Below are 25,732 nucleotides of genomic sequence, written 5' to 3'. Positions count from 1 at the left end.
GGGTAACCGGGCCGGTGAGCCCCGAACACGTCGCCGTCCTCGAGCGGGTGGTTCCATCCGGCGTTCACCCGGCGGTCAGCGCTCCGCCGGTCCGTCTTCGCCGTCCGGACGCCTCCTGCGTCAAGGGTTGCGCGGTACCCCGAGTTCAAGCGAAAGAGGTTACCCACCATGCGAAAGCGCCTGGGCGTGCTCGCCCTGTCCGGACTCGCCGTACTCAGCGTCACAGGGCTGGCGGGCGCTGCCGAGCCGAGCGCCCAAGATGTGTCGGCGCTGGCGAAGGGCCACGATGGGCCGGTGATCGTCGGACACCGCGGCGCCCCCGGCTACCGCCCGGAGCACACGCTCGCCTCGTATGAGCTCGCCTACCGCCAGGGCGTCGACTGGGTCGACGTCGACCTCGTGCCCACCAAGGACGGCCAGCTCGTCGCCCGGCACGAGAACGAGATCGGCGGGACCACCGACGTCGCGAAGCACCCCGAGTTCGCGAACCGGAAGACGACGAAGGTCATCGACGGCACGTCGTTCACCGGCTGGTTCACCGAGGACTTCACGCTCGCCGAGCTGAAGACCCTGCGCGCGACCGAGCGGATCCCGCAGCTGCGGCCGAACAACAAGATCTACGACGGCCGCTACCAGATCGCCACCTATCAGGAGGTGATCGACCTGACGCGCCGGCTTGGCCGCGAACTGCGCCGTGAACTGGGGACGTACCCGGAGATCAAGCACTCGACCTACTTCTCGTCGATCAAGAACCCGACCGAGCCGAAGCTGGTCGAGCTGATCAAGCGCAACGGGCTCAACCACCCGAAGGCGCCGGTGATCATCCAGTCGTTCGAGGTGTCGAACCTGATCGCGCTCTCGCGTCAGGTGCGGGTGCCGCTGCTGCAGCTGACCTCGGCGACCGGCGCTCCGGCCGACTTCGTCGCGAAGGGTGACCCGCGGACGTACGCCGACCTCGTGACGCCTGCGGGCCTGAAGGAGATCTCGAAGTACGCGGACTACCTGGGCCCGGAGAAGGCGCAGGTCATCCCGGTGGTGAACGGTGCGCTGGGACAGCCGACCAAGCTCGTCGCCGACGCGCACCAGGCCGGCCTGAAGGTCGGGCCGTACACGTTCCGCAACGAGAACAACTTCCTCCCGCAGAGCCTGCGCTCGTCGGCGAACCTCGCCGAGTACGGCAACGCGTTCGCCGAGCAGGAGGCGTTCCTCAAGGCCGGCGTCGACGGGTACTTCGCGGACCACCCGGACACGGCACTGGAGGCCGTGAAGGCGTTCCGGGGGCGCTGAGCAGCTGCCCAGTACATGAAGGCCCCCTTCCTCGCGCCTGGTGCGAGGAAGGGGGCCTTCATGTATTTCAAGAGCGCCGGTTCGGCTGGTCCAGGGTGGCGACTCGGGCCCGCAGGGCTCCGACCGTGTGGATTTCGGGGCGTTGGACGACCAGAAATCCACACGGTGCCCGCGCGACAGGCCCGGTTACCGCGGCCAGACCGCCTGAGGCGTGACAGGTGTGTGGAAATAGAGACGTTCAACGTCCCTGTTTCCCCACACCTCTCACCCACGGTGACACTCGCACCGCGCCGGGCGAGCTATTCCTTGCATCCGGAGGGGGGCGAGGTCTTGACGGGACCTTGACATGCGCAGGTCGGCGGGCCTAATTTCGGCGGATCTCAATGGTCTGTCCGCATACCTTTGAAGTGGGTGCCCGATGGATGTCTCTGACAAGCAGGCCGCAGAACCCGCCGACGAAGACAGTGCCCGGCTCCACCAACTCGGCTACGCGCAGGAACTCCGGCGCACGATGTCGGCGTTCTCCAACTTCGCCGTCTCCTTCACGATCATCTCGATCCTGTCCGGTTGCCTGACCCTCTACGGGTTCGGCATGAAGACCGGCGGACCCGCCGCGATGATCTGGGGCTGGCCGCTGGTCGGTCTCTTCGTCATCCTGGTCGGGCTGGGCATGGCCGAGGTCTGCTCCAGCTACCCGACCGCGGGCGGCCTCTACTACTGGGCGGCGAAGCTCGCCCCGCGCAACGGCGCGGCGTGGTCGTGGTTCACCGGGTGGTTCAACCTCATCGGGCAGATCGCCGTCACCGCGGGGATCGATTTCGGTGCGGCGTTGTTCCTCAACGCCTTCCTCGACCTGCAGTTCGGGTTCGAGGCAACGCCGGGGCACACGATCCTGCTGCTGGCGATCATCCTCGTGATCCACGGGCTGCTGAACACCTTCGGCGTCAAGATCGTCGCACTGCTGAACAGCATCAGCGTGTGGTGGCATCTCGCGGGTGTGCTGGTCATCGTCGGGGTGCTGATCATCGTTCCCGAGAACCACCAGGACGCGTCGTTCGTCTTCGGCGAGTTCGTGAACAACACCGGCTGGGCATCGCCCGTCTACGTCTTCTTACTGGGCCTCCTGCTCGCGCAGTACACACTCACCGGGTACGACGCCTCGGCCCATATGACCGAAGAGACCAAGAACGCGGCGAAGGCCGGACCGCGGGGGATCATCAACTCGATCCTCGTCTCCCTGGTCGCCGGCTGGATCCTGCTGATCGGCCTCACCTTCGCCATCCAGGACTACGAGGGCGCCGCCGGCTCCGAAACCGGGGTGCCGCCCGCGCAGATCTTCATCGACGCGACCGGGGCGACGACCGGCAAGTTCCTGCTGCTGATCTGCATCGGCGCGCAGTTGTTCTGCGGGATGGCGTCGGTGACCGCGAACTCGCGAATGATCTACGCCTTCGCTCGCGACGGCGCGATCCCGGGTTCGAAGTTCTGGCACCGCATCAACAAGCGCACCCAGACGCCCACCAACGCGGTGTGGCTGGCCGCGGGCGGCGCGCTCCTGCTCGCTCTGCCGTACCTGTGGAGCGCGACCGCCTACGCGGCGGTGACCTCGATCGCCGTCGTCGGCCTGTACGTGGCCTACGTGATCCCGGTGTTCCTGCGGGTGCGCAAGGGTGACGATTTCGAGCCCGGACCATGGAACCTCGGCCGCTGGGGGAAGCTCATCGGGACCGTCGCGACGGTCTGGGTGTGCTTCATCTTCGTGCTGTTCATGCTCCCGCAGGGATCACCGGTCACCATCGACAGTTTCAACTACACGCCTATCGCCTTCCTCGTCGTGCTCGGTGGTGCGGCGGTGTGGTGGTTCGCCTCGGCGCGCAAGTGGTTCACGGGCCCGAAGGTGCAGGGTTCCGAGGAGGAACTCGCCGCGGTGGAAAAGGAACTCAAGGAACTGGGGTAGCGGCGCCCTCCCGGGAGCGGCCGGCGCGGACTCCGGTCACCGCGGCCGCTCCCAACGCCCCGACTCCGGCGAAGGCGTAGAAACCCCACGGGTAGGCGATCCCGGCGGTCAGCAGCGCACCGCCGAGGATCGGCCCGCTGATCGCGCCGACCCGGCCGACACCCGCCGCCCAGCCGATTCCCGTGGCTCGCATGGCATCCGGGTACGTCTTGCCGATGTAGGCGTACACGAGCACCTGCGCGCTGAACACGAAACCACCGGTGAGGAACACGGCCGCGTACAGGCCGGCAGCAGGCAGCTTCACGCTCAACAGGGCCAGGAACACCGCCGCCCCGAGGAACCAGAAGATCACCGCCGGCCGCACGCCGACCTTGTCCGCCACCCGGCCCGCGACGAGAAGGCCGACGACGCCGCCGAGGTTCAGCGTCAGCAGCAGCCCGAGCGCCGCGCCCAGCGGATATCCGGCCTGGCGCATGATCTCCGGCAGCCAGGTGTTGAGCCCGTAAACCAGCAGCAGCCCCATGAACGACGTCACCCAGAACGCGATGGTCGCGCGCAGGAGCCCACCGCGGAACAGCCCGCCGACGACTTGCGCGGCCGACTTCTCCTGCGTCTCCCGTGCCTGCTCGAAGGTCTCGGATTCCGGCAGGTACTTGATCATCAGCGGCACCAGCACGAGCGCGGGCAGCGCACCGGCGACGAACATCGCCCGCCAGCCGAGCGGCTGGATCAGCCAGATGCCGAGCAGGGCCGTGAGCACCGCGCCGACGTGATAGCCGGTCATCACCGTGGTGGTCGCGCTGCCGCCCTTCCCCTTGCGGGCGTACTCGGTGACCAGCGCGATCGCCGTCGGCAGACAGCCGCCGAGGCCGAGCCCGGCGAGGAAGCGCAGCAGACCGAAGACGAACGCCGACGGCGAGATCGCGCAGAGCGCGGTGAACGCCGAGAAGGCGGTGACCGCGATGATCAGCGCCTTGCGGCGGCCGATGAGATCGGTGATCGTGCCGATCGCCATCGCGCCGATCATCATGCCGATCAGGCCGAACGTCGAGATCACCGACGCCGAGCCCGGCGTCAGGCCCCAGACGTGGTCACGGAGCAGCGCGGGCAGCACCGTGCCCAGGACGACCAGGTCGAATCCGTCGAGCAGTACCGCCGTCCAGGCGAGTGGGACCACCCACGAACGGGCCGCGGCAGGGGACATTGGGGACCTCCAGTTTGTTCGCTATGCGCACGAGTATGCACAATACGAACACTGTGAGCAAGGCCACTGGGCCCCTGAATGTCATGAAAGGGGCGTTCAGGACGATGAATGTCCTGAACGCCCCTTTCATGACGTGCGAGTTCAGCGCTTGACGAGGTCTCCGAGGACGCTCCAGGTGCGAAGCCGCTCTTCCGCGTTACGGATGCCGCTCTGCGTCGCGACGACCTCGGTCGCCCCGGCGTCGAAGTACCGCCGGATTTCGGCCGCGACGGTCTCCTCGTCCCCGGCGATCACCAGCTCACCGGCGGAATCGACGCCTTGGAGGTCGAAGACCGCGCGGTAGGAGGGGATGTCTCGGAAGAACGCGTACTGCCGGTCGACCTGGGCCCGGACGGCGTCGGGATCGTCGGTCACCACGACCGGGACCATCGCGATGATCCGCGGCACCGGGCGGCCGGCGGCGGCCTTGGTGATCTCCGGGACGATCAGCCCGGACAGGGCCTTGGGCCCGGCGAGGAAGGGGATCGTGCCGTCGGCGAGTTCGCCGGTGACACGCAGCGCCTGCCGTCCCATCGCCGCGATGATCACCGGGATGTCCGAAGACCCAGCGACGGTCAGCGAAGCCGCGAAGCCTTTGGCGTGCGCCCGAACCGTCTCGCCGTGGAAGTCGACTTCGCCGCCTTCGAGCACCTGCCGAAGGATGGTGAGGTACTCGCGAAGGTGTTTGATCGGCGACGGGTACTCGACGCCGTACGCCGGTTCGAGCCAGTTCTTCGCGCCGGTTCCGAGACCGAGGACGAACCGGCCCCCGGTGGCGGCCTGCGCCGTCTGCGCGAGACCGGTGATCAGCAAGGGATGCCGCGGGTAGATCGGGACGACACCGGTCCCGACGGTGATTCCCGGGACGGCGCGGCCCGCGAGGGCGGCGACGGTGATCGCGTCGTGCTCCATCTGCTGGGAGAACCAGACCGACGTCAGGCCCGCGTCGGCGGCTTGCCGGGTCTGCGTGATGAGTTCGTCGACGATGTTGACGGCGTCCGCGGTGTCCCCGGACGGGAGTGCCACTCCGATGGTCATGTTCAACGCTAACCGCGCTGTCGAAAGGATATTTCGCTGTTCACGGACTGAGATCACGCGCGCGGTTCGCGGTGTTGCCCCACCCTGGGCGGCGTCCGAATCCCCGATCCTGGAGTGGCCCGATGTCGCTGACCGATGTCATCGAAGGAACCAAGACCGCCGTCGACGCCGACCCCCGCAACGCCGCCGTCTCGTTCAGCGTCGCCAACGCCTTGAACCCCGGAACCGCGACGCAGGTGGACGTGCGGGTGCGCGACCACTCGTTCGCCGTCGACGAGCCCGCCGCCCTCGGTGGCACCGACACCGCGGCGAACCCGGTCGAATACGCGCTCGCCGCGCTGGGCTCGTGCCAGGTGATCACCTATCAGTTCTGGGCGGCGAAGCTCGGCGTGCCGCTCGAAGGGGTGAAGGTGACCGTGGACGGTGACATCGACCTGCACGGGTTCTTCGGGTTCTCGGAGACTCGCCCCGGCTTCGGCGACGTACGCGTTTCGGTCGAGCTGAGCGGGCCCGCGGGGGCGGAGGTCTACGAGGACCTGAAGCGGCAGGTGGACGAGCACTGCCCGGTGCTGGACCTGTTCCGGAACCCGACGCCGGTGAAGACCTCGCTCACCTGAGTCGTGAGTGGCTAGGACGGTTAGAACCGTCCTAGCCACTCACGAGGTCAGACGAACTCGTGCCGCACGATCGTCTGCTCCCGGCCCGGACCGACGCCGATCGCCGAGATCCGCGCGCCCGAGAGCTCTTCGAGCCGCTCGACGTAGGCACGCGCGTTGGCAGGCAGCTCTTCGAAGGTGCGGCAGCCCGAGATGTCCTCGAACCAGCCCGGCAGCTCTTCGTAGATCGGCAGCGCGTGGTGCACGTCGGTCTGCGTCATCGGCATGTCGTAGGTACGGAAGCCGTCGACCTCGTAGCCGACGCACACCGGCACCTTCTCCAGGCCGGACAGCACGTCCAGCTTGGTGAGGAAGTAGTCGGTGATGCCGTTGACCCGCACCGCGTAGCGCGCGATGACCGCGTCGAACCAGCCGGTGCGCCGCGAGCGGCCGGTGGTGACGCCGAACTCGCCGCCCTGCTTGCGCAGGTACTCGCCGGACTCGTCGTCCAGCTCGGTCGGGAACGGGCCGGAGCCGACACGCGTGGTGTAGGCCTTGAGGATGCCCAGGACGGTGTCGATCTTGCCGGGGCCGATGCCCGAACCCGCGCTCGCGCCGCCGGAGGTCGGGTTCGACGACGTCACGAACGGGTAGGTGCCGTGGTCGACGTCGAGCAGGGTGCCCTGCGAGCCTTCGAGCAGCACGGTCTCACCGCGTTCGAGGGCCTGGTTGAGCTGGAGTCGCGTGTCGGCGATGCGGTGCGCGAACTTCTCGCCCGCGGCCAGCACCTCGTCGGCGACCTGGTTCGCGTCCAGTGCCTTGCGGTTGTAGACCTTGACCAGCACCTGGTTCTTGAACTCCAGTGCCGACTCGACCTTCTGCCGGAAGATCTTCTCGTCGAGCAGGTCCTGCACGCGGACGCCGACGCGGGCGATCTTGTCCTGGTAGCAGGGGCCGATGCCGCGGCCGGTGGTGCCGATCTTGCGGCTGCCGAGGTAACGCTCGGTGACCTTATCGATCTCCACGTGGTACGGCATGATCAAATGCGCGTCGGCGGAAATCAGCAGCTTGCTGGTGTCGACGTCGCGTTCCTCCAGCCCGGCGAGCTCGTCGAGCAGCACGCCCGGGTCGATGACGACGCCGTTGCCGATGACGTTGGTGACGCCCGGCGTGAGGATCCCGGACGGGATGAGGTGGAGGGCGAAGTTCTGCCCGTCGGGAAGGACTACGGTGTGGCCCGCGTTGTTACCGCCTTGGTAACGCACGATCCACTGGACGCGGTCGCCGAGCAGGTCGGTGGCCTTGCCCTTGCCCTCGTCCCCCCATTGGGCCCCGATCAGCACGATGGCCGGCATGTGACACTCCAGGTGTTCGGCGACTTGTGGTTTGGCGCTGGTAAATGCCGGTGCATGAGCGTAACGGAGGGCCTTCGGGTGCGCGGAATAGTGGTGGTCTGTCCCGAGGGCGAGCCCACACTCCCGGAGATCGACGACGTCGAAATGGTGCACGTCCCGAGCCGCCCCGGCAAGGCGGATATCGACCCCTTGCTGGGGGAACACGATCACCTGGTGGTCGCGGGCACCGACGCGGACCTCGCGGCCGTCGCGCTGAGGCTGTTACGAAAAGAACAGCTCTCGGGCGTGTCGCTCGGTTTCGTGCCGTCGTCGCCGGACTCCGACGTCGCCCGCATCTGGAGCCTGCCGACGCAGCCGCTGCGTGCCCTCTCGCTCGCTCTGCGTGGCGAGGTCGACCCGGTGCCGTTGATCCGCGACGACACCGGCGGGGTACTGGTCGGGCGCGGGGTGATCGGGATGATCCGCGGCGTGGCCTACTGCGACGAGCACACCGTGCTGCGCGGGCCCGCGCGCTCGATCGAGGTCGAGCCGGACACGAGCGGCCCCGGAATGATGGTCCGGGTGACGAAGGGGACGCTGTTCAAGCGGCCTTCGACGCATTACGCGCGGGCGTTCCAGCTCGGTTGCATCCCGACCCGGCCGAGCATCGACGGCGTCGCCCATCCGCGCGCGATGAGCCGGTGGACCTGGTACCGGCACACGGAGGACCTCCGGCTGGTCCGCGGGCTGGACTAGCGGCACCCACTAGCCCGTTTGGCTCAGAACCTTCAGCTGGACTTTCCGAAGATTTTTCGGCGACGGACACCCTGTCCTACCTGCTCGTGACACCGTCCGTTCACGAACAGCCAGCAGAGTGTCATCCGATGGTGTTGCGTGGGCCATATCCGTACCGCAAGGTGACCAGGTCCCCAAACCTGACACGGAGGCAGCAATATGCCAACTGCGCTTGCTGTTCGTCGCTCCTTCACCGTTCTCGCCGTCTCGGCGATCGTCTCGGCGGGCGTGGCCGGCGTCGCCGAAGCGACGCCCCCTGGCATCCCGTCGGCCGACACCGCCAAGACCCAGCTCGCCGCGCTGACCGTCAAGCCGGACGGTTCGTCGACCGGGTACAGCCGCGACAAGTTCCCGCACTGGTCCGATCAGGGCAACAGCTGCAACACCCGCGAGGTCGTGCTGAAGCGGGACGGCACGAACGTGCAGCAGGACAGCAGTTGCGCCGCCGTCTCCGGCAGCTGGTTCAGCCCGTACGACGGCGCCACGTGGACCGCGGCGTCCGATGTGGACATCGACCACGTGGTCCCGCTGGCCGCCGCGTGGCGCACCGGGGCGTCGTCGTGGACCACGTCGCAGCGGCAGGCGTTCGCGAACGACCTCAGCGCACCGCAGCTGATCGCCGTCACCGACAACGTCAACCAGGAGAAGGGCGACAAGTCGCCGGACGCCTGGAAGCCGCCGACCGTCGGCTACTGGTGCACCTACGCGAAGATGTGGACCACGGTGAAGTACAAGTACAAGCTCTCTATCAAGTCCGCGGAGAAGACCGCGCTGACGGACATGCTCAACCGCTGCTGAACCACTTTTCCCGTGAAGGCCCCCTTCCCTCGGCTCAGCCGAGGGAAGGGGGCCTTCACGCGCGATGCGCGCTGTCAAGCGGAAAGGTGGGACGTTTCGCGGGCTGGGAGCCGGGCTCAGTATGTGGGCGGGCCTCAAGGGCGTGATTAGCGTGAATCGGGTAGGCGCAAGCAGAAGACGCGCCCCCGTTCCCCGCTGGAGGCCACCCGGTGTCCCGTACCGCCGCCACGTCCTTGCTCGCCCTCACCGCACTTGTCGTCACCGCCTGCTCCTCCGCCGGCGGCTCGACGGGCGCGGACGCCGGGCCGCCCAAACCCGGTGGCACGCTGCGCCTCGGGATCTCGTCGAGCCCGGACTGCGTCGACCCGCAACAGGTCGGCACCAACGCTTCGCTCAACGTCGGCCGGCAGCTGGTCGATTCGCTGACCGATCAGGATCCGGCCACCGGCGAGATCAAGCCGTGGCTGGCCGAAAAATGGGAGAGCAACGCGGATTCGACCGCGTTCACCTTCCACCTGCGCGACGGCGCGACCTTCTCCGACGGCAGCCCAGTCGACGCGGCCGCGGTCAAGACGAGCTTCGACGCGATCAAGGCGCTCGGCCCGAAATCGCAGCTCGGCTCCGGCTATCTGGCCGTGTACAAGGGAACGACGGTCGTCGATCCGAAGACGGTCAAGATCGAGTTCTCCGTTCCCAGCGCCCAGTTCCTGCAGGCCAGCTCGACGATGTCGCTCGGCGTCCTCGCGCCCGCCGCGTACAAGAAGACCGCTGATCAGCGCTGCCAAGGCGACGGCCTGATCGGCTCCGGGCCGTTCGTTTTCGAGAGCCTGAAACAGAACCAGGAGATCGTCCTCGCCAAACGCAAGGGCTACAACTGGGGCTCGTCGCTGTTCAAGCACCAGGGCGAGGCGTATCTCGACAAGATCGCCTACAAGATCGTGCCGGAACCCGGTGTGCGCACCGGAAGTCTCGCGTCCGCGCAGCTCGACGCCATCACCGACGTCCAGCCGGTCGACGAGCCGCAGTTCACCGGCAACGGCTTCACCGAGCCCACCCGCCCGAATCCCGGCGTCGTGTTCAACCTGCACGCCAACGTCACCAAGGGCGTGCTCACCGACGAGAAGGTCCGCCAGGCCGTGGTCAAGGGCATCAACCGGCCCGAGGTCACGAACACCGTGCTGACGCCGAACTACAAGCCCGCCACCAGCATTCTCGGCTCGGCGACGCCGTTCCACACCGACCTTTCGCCGCTGCTCGCCTACGATCCGGCGGGCGCGACGGCGCTCCTGGAGAGCGCGGGCTGGCTGCCCGGCCCTGATGGGATCCGCACCAAGAACGGGCAACGGCTGACCGCGAAGGTCGTCTTCTCGCTCGTGTTCAACCAGAACAAGAGCGTGCTCGAACTCGTCCAGCAACAGCTGCGGAAGATCGGCTTCGACCTTCGGATCGAGCAGCGCACGACGGCCGAAAGCGTGCAGATCACGCAAAGCGGGAACTACGAGTACCTCTGGTACAACACGACGCGCGCGGATCCGGACATCCTGCGCAACCTGTTCTCCACCAAGGCGAACAACCGCAGCAAGCTACCCGCGGAGAACCCGGTCGACGCGCCGCTCGACGCGCAGTCGTCCACTGTGGACCCGGCGAAACGGAAGCCCGCCGCCGAGGAGGCGCAGCGCGCGATCATCGAACACGGCTACTCGGCGCCGGTGTTCGAGCTGACCCAGGTGCTGGCGCACGGGCCGAACGCGCACGGTATCGGTTTCGAGGCGTCGTCCCGGCTTCAGCTGTTCGACGCCTGGGTGTCCGGCTCATGAGGCGGTACCTGCTCCGGCGACTCCTCCAGGCGGTTTTCGTCCTGTGGGCGGCGTTCACCCTGTCCTTCGTGATCCTCTACCTCCTGCCGGGTGACGCGGTCAGCGCGAAGCTCGGCGGAGGCGAGGCCGGCCTTTCGGTCACGCCCGAACAATTGGCCGCCGCGAAGACGGAGTACGGACTCGACGATCCGTTGCCGCTGCAATACGGAAAGCGGCTGGTCGCGGCGGTACAGGGCGACTTCGGCCGCTCGATCGCCACCGGGGAAGACGCCACGGACATGGTCGTCTCGGCGCTGCCGCCGACGCTCGCGGTGACCGGCTTCGCCCTCGTGCTCGCGGTCCTGTTCGGCGGCGGGATCGCGTTCGCCGGCACTCTCACCCGGCATCGCCGGCTGGGCGATCTCCTGCTCGCGTTGCCACCGCTGGGGATCTCGCTGCCGCCGTTCTGGGTCGGGCTGCTGCTCATCCAGTTCTTCTCCTTCCAGCTCAAACTGGTGCCCGCACTGGGTTCGAACGGTTTCGAGTCGCTGATCCTGCCCGCGATCACGCTCGCCATCCCGACCGGCGCGATCATCGGGCAGGTGCTGGCGAAGAGCCTCCGCACGCAGCTCGGGGAGCCCTACGCCGAGATCGCGCTGGCGAAGGGAGCGAGCCGGTCAAGAGTCCACTTCGGACACCTTCTGCGCAACGCGGCGGTGCCGACACTGACCATCGCGGGAGTGGTCGCGGGAAACCTGATCGCGGGTTCGGTGATCACCGAGACGGTGTTCTCGCGTGACGGCCTCGGCCGCGTGACGTCGTCGGCGGTCACCGCGCAGGACATTCCGGTGGTACAGGCGGTGATCGTGCTCGCCGCACTGGTGTTCGTCGTGATCAACCTGCTCGTCGACCTCGTCTATCCCCTGCTGGACCCGCGGATCCGACACCGGGAGACCGCCGATGCCTGACGTTCTCGTGCGCACCCGGCCGAAGCCGGGTCTGCTCCTCGCGATCGCCGTTCTGGCGTTCGCCCTGCTGGCAGCGCTCGTCCCGAGCCTCTTCACCGGGCAGGACCCGCTCGCCGGCGTCCCCGCGGAGAAGATGCAGGGGCCGTCGCTCGGGCACCTTTTCGGCACCGATGAAACCGGGCGGGACATCTTCGCGCGGGTGGTGCACGGTGCCGCGCTTTCGTTGCAGGCGACCGTGATCGCCGTCGTCGTCGCGCTCGTCGCCGGTTCCGCGCTCGGCCTGCTCGCCGGGTTCCGGGGCGGCATCCTCGATTCGGCGATCATGCGTTGCGTCGACGTCCTGCTGGCCATCCCGTCGATCCTGCTGTCGCTGGCGCTGCTCACCGCGCTCGGTTTCGGCACGACCAACGTCGCGATCGCGGTCGGGGTCGCGAATCTCGCGCAGTTCGCCCGGCTGATGCGGGCCGAAGTGCTGCGTGTCCGCAGTGGCGTGTTCGTCGAGGCCGCCCGCGCCGGAGGCGTGCGGTGGACCGGGGTGCTCGGACGGCATGTGCTGCCCAACGCGCTCGGCCCGGTGCTCGCGCTCGCGACCCTCACCTTCGGCACGGCGGTGCTGGAGGTGAGCGCGCTGAGCTTTCTCGGCTACGGCGCCACCCCGCCGACCCCGGAGTGGGGCTCGCTGGTGGCGGGCGGCCGCGGCTTCCTCGCCACCGCCTGGTGGATGACGACCTTCCCCGGACTCACCGTCGCGGCCGTGGTGCTGTCCGCGAACCGGCTGTCCAGAGCGATCGAAGGAGACGTGCGGTGAGCGAACTGCTGACCATCCGCGATCTCGCGGTTTCCTACAAATCCGTGCCCGCGGTGAACGGCGTGGACCTGTCCATCCACAAAGGACAGATCGTCGCCGTGGTCGGCGAGTCCGGCTCCGGCAAGAGCACGACGGCGCACGCGGCGATCGGGCTGCTGCCGCGCGGCGGGCGGATCGACCGCGGCGAGATCACCTTCGACGGCCGTGACCTCACGAAACTCTCCGACCGCGCCTGGCGTTCGGTGCGGGGACGCGAGATCGCCCTGGTCCCCCAGGACCCGACGGTGTCGCTCAACCCCGTGCACCGGATCGGTGACCAGGTCGCGGAAGTGCTGCTGATCCACGGCCTGGCGGACAAGCGCACCGCGGGCGCCGAGGCGGTGGAACTGCTGCGCAAGGCCGGGATCGCCGACCCGGAAGCGCGGGCACGCCAGTATCCGCACGAGCTGTCCGGCGGGCTCCGTCAGCGCGCGCTGATCGCCGCCGCGCTGGCCGGACGGCCGAAACTCGTCATCGCCGACGAGCCGACGAGCGCCCTCGACGTCACCGTGCAACGGCAGATCCTCGACCATCTCGAAGAACTCGCGGCCGACGCGGGCACCGCCGTCCTGCTGATCACCCACGACCTCGGCGTCGCGTCCGACCGGGCGTCGCGGATCGTGGTGCTGTCACAGGGCGAAGTCGTCGAGGAGGGCGCGACCGGCGAGATCCTGGCGGCACCGTCCCGCAAGTACACGCGGGATCTGCTCGCCGCCGCGCCGAGCCTGTCCGACACGCCGTTGCGGGAGCCGAAGCCGCCGTCGTCCGACTTCCTGGTCTCGGTCCGCGACCTCGGCAAGACCTTCGGAACCGTCCGCGCCGTGGACGGCGTCTCGTTCGGCATCGCCCGCGGCCGGACGCTCGCGCTGGTCGGCGAGTCCGGTTCGGGCAAGTCGACCACGGCGCGGATGATCCTGCGGCTGGAGACACCGACCGACGGCGTCGTCGAGTTCGACGGCGAGGACATCACCTCGCTGCGCGGAGAAGAACTGCGCAGGCTGCGGCGCCGGTTCCAGCTGGTGTACCAGAATCCGTACGCGTCGCTGAATCCGAAGTTCAGCATCGAGGACGTCATCTCCGAGCCGCTGCGGGCCTTCGGCGTCGGCACCAAGGCGGAGCGCCGGGCGCGGGCGGCGGAACTCGTCGACCAGGTCGCGCTGCCGTCGTCGGTGCTGAAGCGCAAACCCGCCGAACTTTCCGGCGGGCAACGGCAACGGGCGGCCATCGCGCGGGCGCTCGCGCTGCGCCCGGAGCTGATCGTCGCCGACGAACCCGTGTCCGCGCTGGACGTCTCGGTGCAGGCGCAGATCCTGCGGCTGCTCGCCGACCTTCAGGACGAACTCGGCCTGACCTACCTGTTCATCTCGCACGATCTCGCCGTGGTCCGGCAGATCGCGGACACCGTCGGCGTGCTGCGTGGCGGCGAACTCGTCGAACTCGGTCCCGCTCAGGACGTCCTCGAACGGCCGGGCGCGGATTACACCCGGGAGCTGCTCGCCGCCATCCCCGGCCGGAAACCGTTGGAGACCCGATGAAATTCGCGCTCTTCTCGCTCGTCGCCAATCACCCCGATCCGGCGACCGGGGTGACACCGACCCAGCACGAGCGCTTGCGCCGGGTCGTCGACGAAGCGATCTTCGCCGAGGAACTGGGCTTCGACGCGTACGGCGTCGGCGAACGGCACGGCGAGCCGTTCCTCTCTTCGGCGCCGCCGGTGCTCCTGGCCGCGGTGGCCGAACGCACCCGGCGGGTCCGGCTGCTGACCACGCTGACCGTGATCAGCGTGCTCGACCCGGTCCGCGTCGCCGAGGACTACGCGACGCTCGACCAGCTTTCCGGCGGGCGGCTGGACCTCATGATCGGGAAGGGCAACGACCCCCGGCACTTCCCGCTGTTCGGCCTCGAAGAGGACCGGCAGTGGGAGTACCAGGCGGAGAAGTTCGCCCTGCTGCGCAGACTCCTCCTGGAGGAGGGCGTGACGTGGGAAGGCGAATTCCGCCCGCCGCTGACCGACGTCACGACGCAACCGCGGCCGTTCCACGCACGGCCGCGGATCTGGCACGGGAGCGCGTCGAGCACCGAGTCGACCGAGCTGGCGGCGAAGTTCGGCGACCCGCTGTTCACCGCGAACGGCTTCCATCCCAAGAAGAAGTACGCCGATCTGATCGACCACTACCGCCGTCGCTGGGCGGACCACGGCCACGATCCGGCGGACGCGCTCGTCGGTTCGGGCGCGGGCGGGCTGTACGTCGCCAAAACCTCGCAGGAGGCACTGGACGGCTACCGGCCGTACTTCGAGGCGCTGATGAAGACACCCGCGTACCAGCACAACAAGTCCGAGTTCACCACTTTGGAGGACAAGATCACCCACGGTTCCGCGCTGGTCGGGAGCCCGGAGCAGGTGATCGACAAGATCGGCGACTACCACGCGTCCTTCGGGCACGAGGTGCAGGCGGTGTCCGTCGACGGCCTGGAATCCGGGGAGGCACGAGAAGTCCTGGAGCTGTTCGCCGCCGACGTCGTCCCGACCGTGCGGAAGGAACTGCCCTCGCGGGTCTGGGAAAGCCAGTACTCGCGTGCTTGAAGACGTAACTCGCGTGATACGTCTCCAATCACGTGAGTTACGGCTCTGATCACGTGAGTTACGCCTCCGCGACCAGCTTCAAGATCTCCCGCGCGACGACGTCGTTCTGCCGGAACGGGAGGGCGTTCGTCCGCGGCCGGGTGAACGCCCCGGCCGACCGCGCGGAGGTATGCGGCCCGAGCGCGAACCGGCGGGGATGCGGGCGGCCCTCGCGGTCGAGCATCCGGCCGTCGGAGACTCGGGTGTGGATACGCCCGGCGAGCAGCCGGTCACCGGTCACGGGGTCGAGCACGGTCTCCTCGCCGAGCGCGCCACTGGCGTGCAATTGGCGCAAAAGGGCATCGGAAGCCCTGGCTACACTCGGTTCGGGCAGCCGCGCCTCGACGAGTGTCCTGGCCTCGGTCTCGCCGGGGAAACTCGCGCCGGAAGCGACGAAGGCCCGCCGTTCCTCGTCCGCCGACACCCGCGTTTCCGCGCCCAGGAAGGAAACGAGGCCGGCCTCCTGGAGGGCGAGCAGTTCTTCGAGCCGTCGCGGCGGCGGTCCGCTGGCGAAATAGGAGAAGAAGCCGAGGAACCAGCCGTCCAAATCGGACAGTTGAGAGACCGCGTCGAGCCGACCGGTCTGCACCAGCGCGGGAAGCTGACCCATCGCGGACAGCAGTGCGGTGAACGCGCCCAGATCCGCGCTGTACTCGGGGTCCGCCCGTCGGCTCAAGTCCGCTTCGACGTACTCGCGTAGTTCCTTGCCGTACTCCTCGGCGGTGCCGAAGTCCTTGCCCGCCATGGGCCGGTCGAGACGATCCAGGTCCAGCCGGTCGTCCGGCGACGGCACCGCGCGCGCCACCAGCGCGTCGAGTTCGCCGGGCGCGGCGTCCGCGAAGGCGTCGGCGAAGACGGCGAAATCCATGCGCACGCGCTCGGGGTGAGCGGTGAACAGTTCGCTGTAGTAGGCCCACGCGATCTCCTTCGAGATCAGCGGCCAGACGTCGCGGCGGAAATCGATCCGCCCGGGCGCGGCGCACAGCTTCCCGATGGCGTGGGCGTCGAAGAACTTGGGCAACCGCAGGGGTTTCCCGCGCAGCCGATAACCGATCTTCGCGTGGTACGGCACGCCACGCCGCGAACCGACGTGCAGCACGGGCTCGGCGCCGGACGGGTGATACTTCAGCCCGCCGCACGCCTGCTCTTCGAAGCGGCCACCGCGGCCTTCGGTCAGCAGCAGCATCAGATCGACGAACGCGAGGCCGAATCCGCGTACCAGAACGGTTTCTCCCGGACCGATCGCCGAATAGTCGACGTCGGCGGTGTAGCCGGCCGGATAATAGGCGAGATCGTGGCGGGCGGCGAAGTCCGCGAGCGCGGCTTCCTGTTCGTCCGGTTCGGCGTCGAGGTGCCCGACGGTGAAGAGGACCGCGTCCACCGCCAAGGGTTCCGCGTGGCCTTCCAGCCAGAGCGACTGCGGCTCGCCGTCTTCGAGCCGCACCGCGCGGGTCCGGTGCTCGACGACCTCGATCCCGGCCGGGAGTTCGGCGCGCACCTTGCGGTGGAACCAGGCGAGGTACGCGCTCTGCAACCTTCGCGTCGGGAAGTGATCGCTTTGCAGTGCCTGGAGTTCGGCACGCAGGCTGTCGTCGATTCCGGTGCCGAGCCCGCCCGAGCGGACCAGCCGCGCCCACTCGATCAGCGACGGGCCCGGCCTGATCGGACCGTCGATCCGCACGGTGTCGTCGGTGAAGACCGTGACGTCCTCGGGCATGGAGTTCATCCGCAGCAACGGCGACTGCTCGTAGCGCCAGACCCGCCCGGCCCCGGCGGGAAAGGGATCGACGAGATGCACCACCAGCCGCCGCCCGCCGAGCAGCTCGGCGGCGTTGGCACCGAGCCGTTCGAGCACGCCCACCCCACGTGGACCGGCGCCGACCACCGCGAGCACGTAGGGAAGGTCTGCGGTACTCACGAGGCCGAAGCTACGCCGGGATTCCGGACGGTGTGCGGGTTCTCAAGGAGCGGAACCCGTTGCCACGGCGGAGAACCGGCGCGTACTCGTCGAGCAGGGGGACACGGACGAGAGGAACGCGCGATGCCGGTCGAATTCCTGGGTATCGGAGGCACCAACGACGGTTCGGAGACCCATCCGCGATCGGGCGGCGTCTTCGACAAGGACTACACGCTGCGCCTCGCGCGGGCGCACGAGGACTTCGGCTGGGACCGCGTGCTGTTCGCGTACGGCTCCAGCGGACCGGACCCGGCGCAGGCAGCCGCATACGTCGCGTCGAAGCTCGACAAGCTCCAGATCCTGTTGGCGCACCGGCCGAACGTCTCGTATCCGACCTTCGCGGCCAAGACGTTCGCCACGCTGGACCGGCTTTCGGACGGGAGGCTGACGGTCCACTTCATCACCGGCGGCAGCGACCACGAACAGCAGCGTGAAGGCGACTACCTCACCAAGGACGAGCGCTACTCCCGCACCCGCGAGTACATCCAGATCGTGAAGCAGGCTTGGACATCCGAAGAGCCCTTCGACCACGAAGGCGAGCACTACCGCTTCGCCGACTTCGTCCTCGACGTCCGTCCCGCGCAACAACCACGCCCTGGCGTCTCGTTCGGTGGTTCGTCTCCGGCGGCGTACGCGGCAGGCGGGGCCGAAGCGGACATCTTCTGCCTCTGGGGTGAGCCTCTCGCGCAGACCGCCGAGCAGATCGAGTCCGTCAAGGCCGCGGCCAAGGCCGCCGGGCGGACCGATGTCCCGCGGATCCAGGTCGCCTTCCGCCCGATCATCGCGCCGACCGAGGAACTCGCCTGGGAGAAGGCCTATCGCACGGTCGACGCCATCAAGGCCCGGACGAACGGGGGCAGGCAGCTGACGCGGCGGCATTCGCTCACGAATCCGGAGAACACCGGCTCGCGGCGGCTCCTCGCCGTCGCCGCCGAAGGGGAACGATTCGACCGGGCACTGTGGACCCCCACCGCGGCCGCGACCGGTGGCGCCGGGAACTCCACCGCGCTGGTCGGCACGCCCGAAACCGTCGCACAGGCCCTGCTCGACTACTACGACCTCGGTGTCGACATCCTCTCCGCGCGCGGTTACGACATGCTCGGCGACACGATCGACTTCGGTCGTCACGTCATCCCGATCGTGCGCGAAGAGGTCGCCAAACGCGACGCGGCTCGGGCGGCTTCAGCCCGCGAGGTGCTCGCGGTCGACGGCTGAGCCGCCACTACACCGAATGGACGATCGGTCATCCATTCGGGCGAATGTCTCCATACCGCCTGATGGACCCGACGGTCGCGGAGTGGAGTCGGAGGGCGTTCGCGCACCGTGCGAACGCGAGCGGCCCGGGGTACCCCACAGCGTGTCTTCGCGGCGCCGTATCCCCGCGCCGGGCGACGCGGGCCCGGCGCGATTTTCCCGGCGAAACCCCCAAAAAGGCCGAAATTCGCAGGTCCGAGCCGAGGGACCGGTCACCGGGACATCTTCGCGGACGGCCGTCCCTCCACGAAAAAGATCTCCAACTCCAGAAACCCGGCGAAAGAACCTAGCCAATCACCAACAGTCAGGAGACACTTACGTGAACGAATGACGCTTCGTGACGAGCTCGTGACCGCGTTACTCTCGGTCACGAGTTTGTCGCGTAATAAGGACCCTATTGGGGGCAGCATGGCTTCGGCCGGACGGGTCACTTACCGAGAGGTGTTCGGTGTAGCCGAGTTCCGTTCGCTCTGGTTCGCCGAGCTGTTCTCGATCTTCGGTGATCAACTCGCCAGGGTCGCGCTCTCCGTCCTCGTCTTCACCGAAACCCGCTCCGCGACCCTGACCGGTCTCACCTACGCGCTGACCTACGCCCCTTCGCTGCTCGGCGGCATCTTCCTCACCGGGTTCGCGGACCGGTTCCCCCGGCGGACCGTGATGGTGGTCGTCGACCTGGTGCGGGCCTTGCTGATCGCGCTGGTCGCGGTGCCGGTACTGCCGTTCTGGGTTTTGTGTGTCCTCGTCGGCGCCGTCTCGCTGCTGAATCCTCCGTTCAAGGCGGCCCAGCTGGCCCTGCTGCCACAGATCCTCGAAGGCGACCGGTTCGTCGTCGGTATGGCGATCCGCAGTATGACCGTCCAGTCGGCACAACTGGCCGGATTCGCCGGCGGCGGTCTCCTGCTGACCGCGCTGGAACCCCATATCGCCCTCGCGCTGGACGCGGTCACCTTCGTGGTCTCGGCGCTGTTCGTCCGGTTCGGGCTGAAGTCGCGTCCGGCCGCGGCGTCCGGCGAGAAGCGCAAGTCGTTCTTCGCGTCGATCGGCTCGGGCGGGAAGATCGTCTTCGCCAGCTCGGGGTTGCGTTCACTGCTGCTGTTCACCTGGCTGATGGGCCTGCTGCCGGTGTACGAGGGCATCGCGGCGCCTTACGTCGCGTCGTCCGGCGGCGGCCCCGAGGTGATCGGCCTCCTGCTGGCCGCCGACCCGATCGGCAGCGTGATCGGCGCGTTCATCTACTCGCGCTGGGTGCCGGCCCACATCAGACCGAAACTGATCGGGCCGCTTTCCGCGTTGACGGCGATCCCGCTGCTGCTGTGCTTCCTGCAGCCGGGACCGTGGGCGTCGATCGTGTTGTTCGTGCTCTGCGGCGGCTTCGGCACGGTGGCGCTGATGCAGGCGACCGCGTCGCTGACGCTGGCCGTGCCGGACGAGAGCCGGGCACAGGTCATGGGGCTGTCGAACACCGGATTGACCACGACGATGGGCGTGAGTCCCCTGATCGGCGGCGTCCTGGCGGACCAGGTCGGCCCTCAGTCGACGGTCGGCGTCTTCGGGCTTGCGGGATTGGCGCTGACCGTCCCGCTCGCGTTGAGCTGGTTCCGGACCCTCAGCCGCGACCCGGAACGATGGCAGGAAAAAGACGCCGCGCGCGCAGAACATTGAGCTGTTCCACGCGCCGGCCCGATCGCGCGGACGTCTGGCGCGCGCCCCAGTTCACTGATCCCTACCGGCCATCGCTGGCACCTTTCCCTCGACCTCTCAGAGAAAAGTACACACCTAGGGAGCTTGTCGACAGCCCGCAAGTCGGTAGAAGCTGTCCGTAAGTAGGGGGTTTCGGAGAATGACGCAAGAGTCAGGGGGAAAGATGATCACATCGGAGGAACACGCTGGACATCGTTCGGCTCTCACGGTAGCGACGTGGGAGCTGTGGAAGAGGCCCAAGCACTGGATCGCCTACACCGGGCTGTCCGTCGCGACGATGCTGGCACTGACGGGGGTCTTCGCCGCATCCATCGCCATCATGTCTTCGCAGGTCCTGCTGTGTTTCCTCCTCGCGGGCCTCGCCATCGCGCACACCGAGGCGACCCGCCGGATCGAGCGTCAGCGGCGCAGCATGAGCGTCACCCCGCATATCAACATGACCTCGGTCTGGGTCCTGCCGGGCGCGATTCTGCTTCCGCCGCAGTTGACCGCACTTCTCGTAACCGTGATCTATCTTCACCTCGGATATCGCAGCTGGGCAGGCCTTCACACGGTCAACCCCCATCGAACTGTGGCGAACGCCACATCGATGACGCTCACCGCGTTCGCCGCGTGGGCGGCCGTGCAGATCGTCGGTGCCGACACGGCGTCGGTGACGTCGATCTGCGCCGCGAGCCTCGCCTTCTTCCTGATGAACGCCGTCTTCACCGGCACCGGCCTGTACTTCGCGGCGCCCAAGAAGGCGACCGTCCAGACGCTCCTCGGCTCTTGGGACGACAACATCCTCGAGGCCTCGACGGTCTGCATCGGCGCGCTCGTGCTCGCCGTCCTGCCGCATCAGCCGGTGCTGGTGCTGCTCGTCTTCCTGCCGCTGTACCTGCTGCAGCGCTCCGTGCTGATCAAGCAACTGGAGGAACTCGCCACCACCGACCAGAAGACCCAGCTGCTCAACGCCACGACCTGGCAGCAGGGCGCCGTCCGTGAGGTTTCCCGCGCCGAGCGCGAGAACGGCCAGTTCGGCGCGCTGATGATCGACCTCGACCACTTCAAGAGCATCAACGACACGTACGGCCACCTCGCGGGCGACGACGTGCTCAAGGGCGTCGCGGCACTGGTCAAGTCCGAAACGCGGACGCAGGACCTCGCCGGCCGCTTCGGCGGTGAGGAGTTCGTCGTGCTCCTGACCTCGTCTTCGAAGCAGGAGTCCGTCGCGGTCGCCGAGCGGATCCGGCAGCGGATCAGCGAAATGGTCATCAGGACCCAGGACAACGAGGGTAACCCCGTCGTCATCGAGCAGCGGACGGCGTCCGTCGGCGTCGCGACGTACCCGCTGGACGGCCGGACGATCGACGAGGTCATGGCCTCGGCCGACGCCTCGGTCTACGCGGCCAAACGCAACGGCCGCAACCGCGTCGTCTCGTCCCCGGACCTGGCGTCGGTCACCGAGGAAGCGCTGGAGGCCGTCGCGGCCTAGCGCAGCCTTTCCATCACGTCGGCGGCCTCGGTCCGCAGGCGGACGACGCCGCCGACGGTGAATTCGGTGAGCAGGTCGATGAGCGCGTCCGCTTCGGGCGGCTCACCGTCCCAGCTCGCCTGGACGAGTGCCTCGGTCATCGCGAAGAACAGCGTGACCAGCGCCTTGTCCGCGCGACCGGAGTCGACGCCGTGGCGGGCCCAGCGCTGCCTGCTCGCCTCGGTGTAGACGGCGGCGAGCCGTTCCCGCAGCCGGGTGAGGGCTGGGTCGCCCATGCGCTCCGCCTCGCGCAGGACGGGGAAAGCGTCGGGGTTCGCCGCGACGAAGGCGAACATGTTGGCGTAGTTGGCGCGCGCCCAGGACCGCAGTTCGGGCTGTGAGAGATCCAGGGCGGGTGCGCCGATCGCCTCGAAGGCCCGCTCCTCGATATCCGCGACGACCTGTGCGAACAACGTCGTCCGATCGCCGAACTGCTCGTAGACGGCCTGGCGGGACACCCCCGCGCGCCGGGCGATCTGCTCGATCGTCGCGGCCTGCGCGCCGTGCACCGCGAAGACACCGGCGGCCGAACTCAGCACCCGCGCGCGTTGCTCGCCGATCGGGAGTTTGCGGGGTCTCCCTCGCGGCGCCGGACTTGACATTGTGCGCCACCTCACTGACTCTCTTTTTCGACACGTCTGTCGAAAATGTTTGTGCTCAACGAGGAGCAAGCATGCGTCCAGGATCCCGGCCCGGTGTTTCCGCCGCCGTCTCAGCGGCCACCATCGCGGCCCTGCTGACCTTCGGGGCACCACAGGCAACGGCCGCCCCGTCCTTCTACGATCCCCCGTCGCCACTGCCCGCGGGTGCTCCCGGCGACATCATCCGGCACGAACCGTCCACCTTCTACGTCGATCCGGTGAAACTCATCAAGGCCGACGCGGACGTCCAGCGGATCATGTACCGCAGCACCGACACCCACGGCAAGGCCAACGCCGTGACCGGCACCGTCCTCACCCCCAAGAAAGCGTGGACCGGCGCGGGCGAACGGCCGGTCATCGGCTACGCGGCCGGGACGCAGGGTGTCGGCGACCAGTGCGCGCCGTCGAAAGCCCTCGCGGCGGGCATGGAGTACGAAGGCCCCTTCATCGCCGGGCTGCTCCTTCGCGGCTACGGCGTCGTCGTCACCGACTACGAGGGCCTCGGCACCCCGGGCGTCCACACGTACGTCAACCGCGTCGCCGAGGGCAACGCCGTCCTCGACTCGATCCGCGCGGCACAGCGCCTGCCCGAAGCGAACCTGCCGGACAACGGGCCGGTCGCGACCGCGGGCTACTCGCAGGGCGGCGGGGCGTCGGCGTCGGCCGCCGAACTTCAGCCGTCGTACGCGCCTGAACTCAAGCTGAAGGGCTCGTACGCGGGCGCCGTCCCGGCAGACCTGGCCGAGGTCGGCAAGAACATCGACGGGCACTACGCCTTCGGGTTCCTCGGATTCACGCTGGTCAGCATGGACGCGGCGTACCCGGAACTGAACATTCCCGCCCTGCTGAACGCGAAGGGCGTCGAAGCGTTCGAGAAGGTGAAGCAGGAGTGCACCGGGGACGCGATCTTCGGACACGCGTTCACCCAGTCGAAGGACCTGACGAAGGACGGAAGGCCGCTGACCGCGTACCTCGGCGAAGAGCCGTACAAGACGCGAGTCGGCGAGCAGCTCATCGGAGCGCGGAAGCCGGGCGCGCCGACGCTGGTCGTCCACAGTGCACTCGACGACATCGTCCCTTATGCGCAAGGGCGGACGATGGCGCGCTCGTGGTGCGCGAAGGGCGCGAAGGTGCAGTTCTCGACTTCGCTGGTCCCGACGCACGTCGGCGGGGCGATCCGGGCTTTCCCGGAGGCTTTCGCCTGGCTTGAGGGACGCTTCGCGGGGCTGCCTGCCGTCGGGAACTGCGGGCTGTTCTAGCTCGTGAGTGGTAAGGACGGTTCTAACCGTCCTTACCACTCACGAGACCCGACCGGGGTTTCGCCGCGAGTCGTCCGTCTGATCACGCGTGCCGTCTGTCCAGTCACGCGTGTCGTCCGTCCAGTCACGCGAAACCGCCGCTCGCGCACCGGCGGTAGGGACTAAGCCACCGTCGGCGCTAACCGTCCTAACCACTCACGAGGTCACTTGAGGCCGGTGGCTTCCGCGGCGGCGGGGTCCGAGTCGCTCAGGAAGGTGCGGCAGCGGTCGTACTCCTCGGTCTCGCCGATCTTGCCGGCGGCCTTGCCGAGGACCGCGAGCGAACGCAGGAAACCCTGGTTCGGGCGGTGCGACCACGGCACCGGGCCGTGTCCCTTCCAGCCCGCGCGGCGAAGCTGGTCGAGGCCGCGGTGGTAACCGGTGCGGGCGTACGCGTACGCGGCGACGGTCTCGCCGGCATCGAGCGCCTTCTCGGCGAGGGCGGCCCACGCCTCGCTGTAGTCGGGGTGTTCGGCGGCGACGGCGGCCGGATCGGTCCCGGCGTCCAGCGCCGCCTGCGCGGCGGTGTGCTCGGGGAGATGCGTCGGCTGGGGGCCGAGGAGGTTCGTCATACGGCCATTGTGCCGACCGCGTGTGACTAGAAAAACAGGCTCCCGAGAATGCCCCCACCGGCCAGCACCAGAGCGGCGACGAGGACCGCCGCGACGAGTCGTTTCGGCATCATGGCGGCACACCTTGCCCTGCTTCGCACGCCGACCGCAAATCCGCCACCCCTACGGGTGAACCCCGATTTTCGACCCCAAATGCTCATCCCGTGATCTGGAGCAGGGAAGATGGCCCGCATGACAAAGGCGACAGAAGTGACCGGGGACCTTTCGCCGGGTGTCATCCCCCGCAGCCCGATCGCGAAGACCAGGCTGTTCTTCAAGCTCCACTGGCACCGCGGCGCGCCGGGACAGGCGACGCCGGACTGGGTGCTGAACTTCTGCTACTCGATGTGGCTGGCGGCGTTCGCCTTCAAGCTGGTCGGCTCGTCGTGGGACATGTCGTGGCATTTCATGTGGCTGCGCGACGATCTCGCCCCGCCGCACCTGATCAACACCGTCGGCACGGTGATCATCATGGTGCTGGTGGCGATCCACAGCTACACCGGGATGGGCGCCGACCGGCGGTCACTGCGGCTGATGCAGATCGGGCTCGTGGTGTTCCTCATCGCGGCGCCGCTGGACGTCATCAACCACCGGGTCAACGGTCTCGACCTGACCGCGTGGAGCCCGTCGCACATGATGCTCTACATCGGAACGGGCATCATGCAGGCCGGCGTGATCATGGGCTGGCTGAAGTACGCCAAGCCCGGCCGCCTGCGCACCGGTGTCCTGATCGGACTGTGGGCGTTCTTCCTGGAGAACACGTTCTTCCCGAACGGTCAGCAGGAGTACGGCATCCTCGGCCTGCGCGCCTGGGAGCGCGGCACGCCCGAGGCCGAGCCCGAGCTGCTGAACTTCGCCGCCAACCAGATCGGGCATCCGGTCGACCGGGTGGCCGTCGAATACTTCACGATGCCGATCGACGACTGGGTCTACCCGCTGTGGGGTATCGGCGTGATGGCGTTGATCTTCGCGCTGGCGCGGCACACCACCGGCTTCCGCTGGGCCGGGACGACGGTCGCCGCCGCCTACCTCGCGTACCGGTTGGTGATGTGGCCGCTGCTGCTCGGGATGGGCTTCCCGGTCTCGGTCGTGCCATTTTACCTGCTCGCCGTCGGCCTCGCCGTGGACCTGGCCTTCCGCATCGGCCGAGACCATCCGCTGCTGACGGCGGGCGCGGGCGCGCTGCTGGTGACGGCGTTCGGCTACGGGATGCTGTGGGTGCAGTCGCAGTTCCGGCCGTGGATCCTCGGTGACGCGCAGACGGAGTCGGCGCCGCCGGTGGCCTACTGGACGGCCGCGGTCTGCCTGGTCGGCGTCGGCGTGCTGTGGGCCGCCGCCGGGCCGGGGACGCGGGCGCTGAACTCGCTGCTGGAGAAGCGCCGCGAGAAGACGACGCTCCCGGCCGCCTGAGGCTCCGAGTACGTGAAGGCCCCCTTCATTGCGTCTAGCGCAGTGAAGGGGGCCTTCACGTACTT

The 25,732-nt window shown here is 68.2% G+C and carries 21 protein-coding genes; 15 read left to right on the top strand and 6 right to left on the bottom strand.

Annotation, left to right across the window (positions count from 1 at the left end; all coding sequences use genetic code 11):
* The first annotated feature begins 168 nt into the window (after positions 1 to 168).
* Both CVV72_RS30575 and CVV72_RS30570 read left to right on the top strand, forming a co-directional pair.
* Complete coding sequence (locus CVV72_RS30575) at positions 169 to 1,287, top strand: glycerophosphodiester phosphodiesterase (protein WP_219147217.1); 1,119 nt, start codon at positions 169 to 171, stop codon at positions 1,285 to 1,287.
* Positions 1,288 to 1,705: 418 nt separating this feature from the next.
* Positions 1,706 to 3,244 (top strand): amino acid permease, encoded by a 1,539-nt coding sequence (locus tag CVV72_RS30570; protein WP_219147215.1) that lies wholly within the window; start codon positions 1,706 to 1,708, stop codon positions 3,242 to 3,244.
* Here the strand turns inward: CVV72_RS30570 and CVV72_RS30565 are convergent.
* On the bottom strand, positions 3,228 to 4,448 hold the full coding sequence (locus CVV72_RS30565; protein ID WP_219147212.1) for an aromatic acid/H+ symport family MFS transporter: 1,221 nt from the start codon (positions 4,446 to 4,448) through the stop codon (positions 3,228 to 3,230). The two genes, CVV72_RS30570 and CVV72_RS30565, sit on opposite strands and share 17 nt — an antisense overlap.
* Before the next feature lie 141 nt (positions 4,449 to 4,589).
* Positions 4,590 to 5,525 carry an LLM class F420-dependent oxidoreductase gene (locus tag CVV72_RS30560; RefSeq protein ID WP_219147210.1) on the bottom strand — a complete coding sequence of 312 codons (936 nt, stop codon included), beginning with the start codon at positions 5,523 to 5,525 and terminating at the stop codon, positions 4,590 to 4,592.
* A 122-nt stretch (positions 5,526 to 5,647) separates the two neighbouring features.
* Here CVV72_RS30560 and CVV72_RS30555 point away from each other — a divergent pair, with 122 nt between their 5' ends.
* Complete coding sequence (locus tag CVV72_RS30555; protein ID WP_219147208.1) at positions 5,648 to 6,142, top strand: OsmC family protein; 495 nt, start codon at positions 5,648 to 5,650, stop codon at positions 6,140 to 6,142.
* A gap of 47 nt (positions 6,143 to 6,189) precedes the next feature.
* On the opposite strand, the gene CVV72_RS30550 is transcribed toward CVV72_RS30555, so the two are convergent.
* Positions 6,190 to 7,476 (bottom strand): adenylosuccinate synthase, encoded by a 1,287-nt coding sequence (locus CVV72_RS30550; RefSeq protein WP_034312482.1) that lies wholly within the window; start codon positions 7,474 to 7,476, stop codon positions 6,190 to 6,192.
* 54 nt (positions 7,477 to 7,530) lie between these two features.
* On the opposite strand from CVV72_RS30550, the gene CVV72_RS30545 reads away from it, so the two are divergent.
* From CVV72_RS30545 to CVV72_RS30515, 7 genes are all read left to right on the top strand, one after another.
* Positions 7,531 to 8,211, top strand: a complete 681-nt coding sequence (locus tag CVV72_RS30545) for a hypothetical protein (protein WP_370641828.1) — start codon at positions 7,531 to 7,533, stop codon at positions 8,209 to 8,211.
* 198 nt (positions 8,212 to 8,409) lie between these two features.
* The gene (locus CVV72_RS30540) at positions 8,410 to 9,048 is read left to right on the top strand and encodes a DUF1524 domain-containing protein (RefSeq protein ID WP_219147206.1); all 639 of its coding nucleotides are present in this window, start codon (positions 8,410 to 8,412) and stop codon (positions 9,046 to 9,048) included.
* Positions 9,049 to 9,257: 209 nt separating this feature from the next.
* Positions 9,258 to 10,865 carry an ABC transporter substrate-binding protein gene (locus CVV72_RS30535; protein ID WP_219147205.1) on the top strand — a complete coding sequence of 536 codons (1,608 nt, stop codon included), beginning with the start codon at positions 9,258 to 9,260 and terminating at the stop codon, positions 10,863 to 10,865.
* Positions 10,862 to 11,812: an ABC transporter permease gene (locus CVV72_RS30530; RefSeq protein WP_219147203.1), complete on the top strand. Its 951-nt coding sequence runs from the start codon at positions 10,862 to 10,864 to the stop codon at positions 11,810 to 11,812. The genes CVV72_RS30535 and CVV72_RS30530 overlap by 4 nt, the downstream gene beginning before the upstream one ends.
* Complete coding sequence (locus tag CVV72_RS30525; protein WP_219147201.1) at positions 11,805 to 12,620, top strand: ABC transporter permease; 816 nt, start codon at positions 11,805 to 11,807, stop codon at positions 12,618 to 12,620. Before CVV72_RS30530 ends, CVV72_RS30525 begins: the two co-directional genes overlap by 8 nt.
* On the top strand, positions 12,617 to 14,194 hold the full coding sequence (locus CVV72_RS30520) for an ABC transporter ATP-binding protein (RefSeq protein ID WP_219147199.1): 1,578 nt from the start codon (positions 12,617 to 12,619) through the stop codon (positions 14,192 to 14,194). The genes CVV72_RS30525 and CVV72_RS30520 overlap by 4 nt, the downstream gene beginning before the upstream one ends.
* On the top strand, positions 14,191 to 15,243 hold the full coding sequence (locus CVV72_RS30515; protein WP_219147196.1) for an LLM class flavin-dependent oxidoreductase: 1,053 nt from the start codon (positions 14,191 to 14,193) through the stop codon (positions 15,241 to 15,243). Before CVV72_RS30520 ends, CVV72_RS30515 begins: the two co-directional genes overlap by 4 nt.
* Before the next feature lie 58 nt (positions 15,244 to 15,301).
* On the opposite strand, the gene CVV72_RS30510 is transcribed toward CVV72_RS30515, so the two are convergent.
* Positions 15,302 to 17,200, bottom strand: coding sequence for an FAD/NAD(P)-binding domain-containing protein (locus CVV72_RS30510; protein ID WP_255632309.1), 1,899 nt, complete (start codon positions 17,198 to 17,200; stop codon positions 15,302 to 15,304).
* A 123-nt stretch (positions 17,201 to 17,323) separates the two neighbouring features.
* Here CVV72_RS30510 and CVV72_RS30505 point away from each other — a divergent pair, with 123 nt between their 5' ends.
* From CVV72_RS30505 to CVV72_RS30495, 3 genes are all read left to right on the top strand, one after another.
* On the top strand, positions 17,324 to 18,454 hold the full coding sequence (locus CVV72_RS30505) for an LLM class flavin-dependent oxidoreductase (protein WP_219147194.1): 1,131 nt from the start codon (positions 17,324 to 17,326) through the stop codon (positions 18,452 to 18,454).
* 447 nt (positions 18,455 to 18,901) lie between these two features.
* The gene (locus tag CVV72_RS30500; RefSeq protein ID WP_219147192.1) at positions 18,902 to 20,155 is read left to right on the top strand and encodes an MFS transporter; all 1,254 of its coding nucleotides are present in this window, start codon (positions 18,902 to 18,904) and stop codon (positions 20,153 to 20,155) included.
* A gap of 202 nt (positions 20,156 to 20,357) precedes the next feature.
* The gene (locus tag CVV72_RS30495) at positions 20,358 to 21,668 is read left to right on the top strand and encodes a GGDEF domain-containing protein (protein ID WP_219147190.1); all 1,311 of its coding nucleotides are present in this window, start codon (positions 20,358 to 20,360) and stop codon (positions 21,666 to 21,668) included.
* Here CVV72_RS30495 and CVV72_RS30490 read toward each other — a convergent pair.
* On the bottom strand, positions 21,665 to 22,246 hold the full coding sequence (locus tag CVV72_RS30490) for a TetR/AcrR family transcriptional regulator (RefSeq protein ID WP_219154226.1): 582 nt from the start codon (positions 22,244 to 22,246) through the stop codon (positions 21,665 to 21,667). The two genes, CVV72_RS30495 and CVV72_RS30490, sit on opposite strands and share 4 nt — an antisense overlap.
* A gap of 134 nt (positions 22,247 to 22,380) precedes the next feature.
* On the opposite strand from CVV72_RS30490, the gene CVV72_RS30485 reads away from it, so the two are divergent.
* Positions 22,381 to 23,607, top strand: coding sequence for a lipase family protein (locus CVV72_RS30485; protein ID WP_219147188.1), 1,227 nt, complete (start codon positions 22,381 to 22,383; stop codon positions 23,605 to 23,607).
* Between the two features lie 203 nt (positions 23,608 to 23,810).
* On the opposite strand, the gene CVV72_RS30480 is transcribed toward CVV72_RS30485, so the two are convergent.
* A complete protein-coding gene (locus tag CVV72_RS30480) occupies positions 23,811 to 24,218 on the bottom strand; it encodes a DUF3151 domain-containing protein (protein ID WP_038521526.1) in 408 nt (135 codons plus the stop codon).
* A gap of 231 nt (positions 24,219 to 24,449) precedes the next feature.
* Between CVV72_RS30480 and CVV72_RS30475 the strand changes: the two genes are divergently transcribed.
* Positions 24,450 to 25,667, top strand: a complete 1,218-nt coding sequence (locus CVV72_RS30475; RefSeq protein ID WP_219147186.1) for a hypothetical protein — start codon at positions 24,450 to 24,452, stop codon at positions 25,665 to 25,667.
* Positions 25,668 to 25,732 lie beyond the last annotated feature (65 nt).

The organism is Amycolatopsis sp. TNS106, from assembly GCF_019330265.1.
GTDB classification, from domain to species: Bacteria; Actinomycetota; Actinomycetes; order Mycobacteriales; family Pseudonocardiaceae; genus Amycolatopsis; species Amycolatopsis lurida.
Note: the sequence above shows the minus strand (reverse complement) of the source record. Positions and strands in the feature narration are given on the sequence as shown.